6 protein-coding genes are annotated in these 5,535 nt (G+C 59.8%); 3 read left to right on the top strand and 3 right to left on the bottom strand.

Going from position 1 to position 5,535, the window contains the following annotated elements; all coding sequences use genetic code 11:
* From ACN4F8_RS04955 to ACN4F8_RS04945, 3 genes are all read right to left on the bottom strand, one after another.
* Positions 1 to 231, bottom strand: a 231-nt coding sequence (locus tag ACN4F8_RS04955) for a twin-arginine translocation signal domain-containing protein (RefSeq protein ID WP_419472521.1), incomplete at its 3' end; no start/stop codon positions are given.
* 19 nt (positions 232 to 250) lie between these two features.
* Entirely contained in the window at positions 251 to 1,684 is a 1,434-nt protein-coding gene (locus ACN4F8_RS04950; RefSeq protein ID WP_108499795.1) for a TolC family protein, read from the bottom strand.
* Complete coding sequence (locus ACN4F8_RS04945) at positions 1,681 to 2,028, bottom strand: hypothetical protein (protein WP_419472520.1); 348 nt, start codon at positions 2,026 to 2,028, stop codon at positions 1,681 to 1,683. Before ACN4F8_RS04945 ends, ACN4F8_RS04950 begins: the two co-directional genes overlap by 4 nt.
* Positions 2,029 to 2,143: 115 nt before the next feature.
* Between ACN4F8_RS04945 and ACN4F8_RS04940 the strand changes: the two genes are divergently transcribed.
* From ACN4F8_RS04940 to ACN4F8_RS04930, 3 genes are read left to right on the top strand one after another with little or no spacing between them, the layout of a single operon-like run.
* Positions 2,144 to 2,830, top strand: a complete 687-nt coding sequence (locus ACN4F8_RS04940; protein WP_288853535.1) for a heavy metal response regulator transcription factor — start codon at positions 2,144 to 2,146, stop codon at positions 2,828 to 2,830.
* Positions 2,827 to 4,233, top strand: a complete 1,407-nt coding sequence (locus ACN4F8_RS04935) for a heavy metal sensor histidine kinase (protein WP_108499958.1) — start codon at positions 2,827 to 2,829, stop codon at positions 4,231 to 4,233. Before ACN4F8_RS04940 ends, ACN4F8_RS04935 begins: the two co-directional genes overlap by 4 nt.
* Complete coding sequence (locus ACN4F8_RS04930; protein WP_419472519.1) at positions 4,226 to 5,488, top strand: type II restriction endonuclease; 1,263 nt, start codon at positions 4,226 to 4,228, stop codon at positions 5,486 to 5,488. The genes ACN4F8_RS04935 and ACN4F8_RS04930 overlap by 8 nt, the downstream gene beginning before the upstream one ends.
* Positions 5,489 to 5,535: the final 47 nt, after the last annotated feature.

Genomic DNA, 5,535 nt, shown 5'->3' with positions numbered 1-5,535 from the left:
GTGGAACTCCTTGACCCCCTGGTTCATGCGCCAGGGCAGCGTCCAGCCGTTGAGCGTGACCACCGGGTTGTAGGGGCGCCCGGAGTTGGGCACCAGCGGCGCCATGGTGTCTGCGCTTGTCTGGTACACGGGTTCTGGCAGTGCGGCCATTGCCACGCGGCTCACACTCGCTGCGGCCACGGCCCCTCCGGCAATGCCAGCAAACCGGAAAAAATCTCTTCTTGAATTCATGTTGGTTTCCTTGAGGGGATCAGTGGCCTGCACCGGCTTCGGCAGCGGCTGCGCCACCGCCCGAGACGCCAGCGCTGGTGGGCTTGCCGATGAGAGAGGCCTGAAGGGCGGCGTCCGCCAGCCAGAACTGCTGTTCGGCGTTCAGGGCCGCCATCACCGAGTTCACCTGGTCGCGGGAGTCGGCAAGCAACTCGAAAACGCTGATCAGCATCCCGTTGTAGCGAAGCTGGTTTTCTTCGGAGATGGTTTTTCGCAGGGGAATCACCTCGTCGCGGTGGTGACGCGCGATGTCATATGCAGTGCGGTACGCGGAGTAGCTCTCCCTAAGGTTCGAACCCGCCGCGCGTGCGGTTGCTTCCAGGCGGTTGGCCGCAGCCAGGGTCTGCGCATTCATGGCGTCGCGCCGCATTCCACCCCAGTCGAAGATCGGCAGCTGCAGGCTGATCTCGAAGCCGCGCCGCGTGGAGTGGGTGTTCTCGGCGGCATCAAAGACAGAGTCGCGCCGCACGCCCAACTCGATGTCTGTGAAGGTCGTGATCCTGTTCCAGCCTTGCGCGCGTGCAGCTGCGTCGTAGTCAGCCTTCGCGATCTGCAGATCCAGCCGACCCTTCGAAGCCTGACGGCCAGCGTCCGATGGAGACAGCGGCTCCTTGGGAAGTGTGGGAAGGCGTTCAGGCAACTTGAGCTGTTGGGCTTGGCTATCGTCCAGGCCTAGCAGCCGCACCAGCTCCTCACGGGCTGCCGTGACCTGGTGCTGCGCACTGGCAAGCTGGGTCGCAGTGTCGGCGTAGAACGCTTGCTGGCGCACACGATCGAGCTTGTTGAAATTGCCCACCGCCTGCATGCGCTTGGCCAACTCAGCGCTGGCTTGAGCACTTGCGACGACCTGTTGGGTGTATGCCAGTGTCTGTTGCGCGGCGACAGCCCGGACCCAGGCCTGACGTACCTGCGTGACTTGGTCCACTACGTCGCTGCTCAGGCGCAACTGGGTCTGCTTGATGCGCTGCTCGGCGATGCCTTTGCGTGTCGGCAAGGTCAGCAGGTCCAGCAGGCCGAAGGACAGGATGCGGCCGATCTCCGTCTCGCTGCCCAGGCGAACGCGCTCCAGGCTCAGAATGGGGTTGGCAATGCGACCCGACTGGGCTGCCGTAGAAGAATCTGCCCAGTTTTGAGCCACGATGGCTTGCAGGGACGGGCTATTGACCAGAGCGAGTTGAACGGCATCCTGTTGACTGAGCGGTTTGGCCAACAAGTCCGAGGCACGCCGGCGCAAGGCCTCTTGCTCATTCTTGGCTCGGGCCAAGGTGAGTTTGCCGTCCGTGAAACTGCTGGTTGCTGCGTTGGCGCTGGAGATGTTTTGCTCCAGGTTCACGCTGGCACAGCCAGACAAAACCGCAACTGCGGCAACAGCGATCACGAGTTTGGCGCGGGGCATACGCAGGGGGCGGCTCATTGTTTGCCCCCGTGGTGTGCGTCATGGCCTTGGGCTGGTTGGTCCTGGCCCGCTGCGGGTGCGGACTGGCGCATTTCCTTGGCATAGGCCCGCCATCCTCCGATTTCACCCACTTTGTCGTTGGCGGCCTTCCAAGGCTGTACGGATTGCTCCTTGTAAACCTCATAGCCCGTGAGAGCTGAACGGTACGAGAGTTGGTAATCCACCTTCTCGGAGGCACCGTCCGGCATCTGAGCAAGTGCCAGAGAAGGTGCCAGCAGTGCTGCGGCCAGCCAGGGGATTGAGTTAAGTCGTGAAAGCCAAGAATTTCTCATAGATTCACCATGCGTTTTGATGCAACGCATTGTGTGAGTTATTGGCTTCCAAAGACATAACGGCTTGATTACATATTTGTCATGTTCAAGAAAGGCAGAAATCTGCAGGCACACTGGCGACCTCTTGCAGAGCCAAGGAGGTCTCGTGAAGATACTGATCGTTGAGGATGAACTCAAAACCGGGGAATACCTGCGTCAAGGCTTGCGTGAAGCAGGATTCAACGCAGATCTGGTTCACAACGGTGTCGATGGCCTGCGTCTGGCTCAAGAGGAAGACTACGATCTGGTGATCCTGGATGTGATGCTCCCTCGGATGGACGGCTGGCAGGTCCTCACCAATATGCGTCGCCGTGGCCTTGAGATGCCCGTGTTATTTCTCACGGCAAAGGACCAGGTTCAGGATCGCGTCAAAGGCCTAGAGTTGGGCGCAGACGACTATCTGGTCAAGCCGTTTTCTTTTGCCGAATTGCTGGCAAGGGCACGGACCATACTGAGGCGCGGCCGCAGTGGCGCCGAGGTGACTATTCTGCAGGTGGCAGATCTTGAACTGGACCTTCTGCGGCGTCGAGTCAGCAGGTCCGGCAAACGCATCGACCTCACACCCAAGGAATTCGGGCTGCTGGAGCTGCTGATGCGTCGCCAAGGGGAGGTTTTGCCTCGCTCTCTGATCGCGTCGCAGGTGTGGGATATGAATTTCGACAGCGATTCCAACGTGGTCGAGGTGGCAATGCGCAGGCTTCGGGCCAAAATTGACGATGCCTATGACGCCAAGCTGATTCAGACGGTGCGAGGCATGGGTTATGTGCTTGAGGCACCCCAGGAGAATGTGTGATAGCTCGGTACTCGCTCACGACACGACTGACAGTCTTTTTTACGCTGGCTTCCGGGCTCGTGCTTGTTGGCCTGGGGACACTTGTTGCCATTTCCATTGACCGGCATTTTGTGGAACTCGACCGCGATGCTCTGCGCGACAAAATTCACCTCACACGTGAGGTGATAGGAAAATCCACGTCACCGCAGGACCTCAAAATTCGGCTGGACGACGTTTTGCACAGCCATGAGGGCCTTTTTGTCAGCGTTTTCCGTGACAGAGATCCGCTCTACGCGACTCCGGATTTCCAGTTTCCAGAGGACCTCATCGCCCAGACCCAGCAGGCCCGACTGGGGGTTGCATCCTGGAAAACCGCAGAGCGGGAGTACCGAGGAATGTCAGCATCTGTGACGTTGCCAGGTTCCGCCGAGCCGCCGCTGCAGGTTTGGGTGGCAGTTGACATTGCCCACCACAAGCACTTCATGTACGCCTTGATTCAGACGCTAGTGGGTTACGTGGCGTTAGCCACTCTGGTGGCGGGAATACTGGGTTGGTGGGCCGCAAAGAATGGCTTGGCCCCACTTCGGACCATGCGGTCTCGCGCCATGGCGATCACGGCGCAGCGGCTGGACGAGCGGATGCCAACCGAGGAGTTTCCGGTGGAGATGGCCGACCTGGCGACCACCCTCAACGAGATGCTCCGGCGCCTGAAGGAGGAGTTCGACCGGTTGTCCGAGTTTTCTTCGGACCTGGCTCACGAGCTGCGTACGCCGATCAACAATCTGATGACACAGACCCAGGTCACGCTCAGCCAGGCTCGCGCCTCTGAGGAGTATCAGGACATACTGGCCTCCAACGCCGAGGAGTACCAGCGCCTGGCCCGCATGGTGGCTGACATGTTGTTCCTGGCGAAAGCCGACCACGGACTCATTCTTCCCAGTACGGAAAAAATTGCTGTCCACGACGAAGCACAGGCCCTGTTTGACTTCTACGAGGCCCTTGCCGAAGAAAAGCAGGTCGGTCTGCAGCTTATTGGGGCGGCAGAGATCACTGGCGATCGGTTGATGCTGCGTCGGGCGCTGAGCAATCTCCTGTCCAACGCCATTCGCTATACCCCCCCTGGAGAACAGGTGGTCGTTGACATTCAAGGGGACGTTCACGGAACCACCGTGGATGTAGTCAACACTGGACCTTCCATCGACGCGCAGATGATCCCCCGCCTTTTCGACCGCTTCTTTCGGGCAGACAAGTCGCGCAAGCAACTGGACTCCGACGGTGCGGGCTTGGGCTTGTCTATCACCCAGGCGATTGTTCATGCGCACCGAGGCCGCATCTCTGTGAGTTCGGCCGATGGCAGGACTTGTTTTTCGATGTATTTCCCCAGTGCTCAGAACATTGGCAAGCGCCTCACAACAGATGCATGACCCCCTGGCCACCCTCATTGACTGCTGGAAGGCAGATCCCAGCAGCACCTACAACACCTGGTTCTTGTGGGATCAGCGGATCAAGAACTTCCGCTCCATTCGCCGAGGCATTGCGCAAGTGGTGGAGGACATCCGGGCCGGAACGTTTGGCAACGCCTACCGAGGCTCCTCGCTGGAGACAATCGTCGGGTCCGTGGCGGAGCAGCGCCAGATCTTCAAGGGTGCGGACCACGCTTTCCTCTGGAAACCCAAGCTGCGGATTCCGGACATCTACGAGAACACGAGCAACCAGCTCGCCTTCGCAGATCTTCTTCACACTTGCGATCACTGTGACTGCGCAGAAGACGTAGTGGCCGCCATACAGCGCATTGATGCAATTGGCATCAAAGGCTTGGGCCCAGCAGTCGCCAACTTGCTGTATTTCATCCACCCAACGCTGGTCTCTCCCTTCAACACGGCCATCGTCAACGGGTTCAACGCGGTGACCGGGGGGCGCGTGAAGCTCGGGCGCTGGGAGCACTATCTCTCCATGCGGGAGGGCTTGCTGCGCCTGAACGCGCAGTACCGGCTGAAACTGTCGAATGATCTGGGCGCGATTGCAGGACTCATGTTTGACATTGGCAGTGGCCGATATGCAGCGCCGCCACAAGCAATAGATGCAGCGGCGACAGCTCTCTGGCAAGAAGACCTTGAACGTGTGCGCCAGGAATCCACCGCATTGCAACGGGAACTGTCCCAAGCGACCGAGAGTGATGCGACGCACACGGGTGTCCAGGCTTCGCTGCGCGACCTGGGCAAGGCCCTCGGCTTTGAGGTCTGGATAGCGTCCAACGACCGGGGCCGCGCCCATGGCGGGGGGTTGCTGGGAGATGGATGCATGGCGCAGTTGCCCGCCAGCCTGGACCGAGGACTGGAGTCCGTGCGACTGATCGATGTTGTATGGGTTGATCCCCAGACCTCGCAATTCGCCGCCGCATTCGAAGTCGAACACACCACGTCCATCTATTCGGGCATCGTCCGCATGCTCGATCTGGCCTTGGGCACGCCGGTTGCAGGCAACTGTGCGCTGTTTCTGGTGGCTCCAGACAATCGCAGAGACAAGGTCGCTGAGCAACTTCAAAGGCCTGCCTTCTCCAGGGTGTCGGAGCTTGGAATCCGGTACTTGCCTTACAGCCAGCTGGAGCAGAACCATGCTTCCATGAGCCGCTTTGGGTCCAGCATCAAGCCGCTGCTAGAGATTTCGCAGCGGCTGTGAGCCACGGCTATTTCGTGCGGCGCGCTTCGCTGCGCTCGGCTCTTTGG

Origin of the sequence: Hydrogenophaga sp. (assembly GCF_048549895.1) — a bacterium.
Taxonomy (GTDB): domain Bacteria; phylum Pseudomonadota; class Gammaproteobacteria; order Burkholderiales; family Burkholderiaceae_C; genus Hydrogenophaga.
The sequence above is the reverse complement of the archived record's forward strand: the minus strand, read 5'-3'. Positions and strand labels throughout refer to the sequence as shown.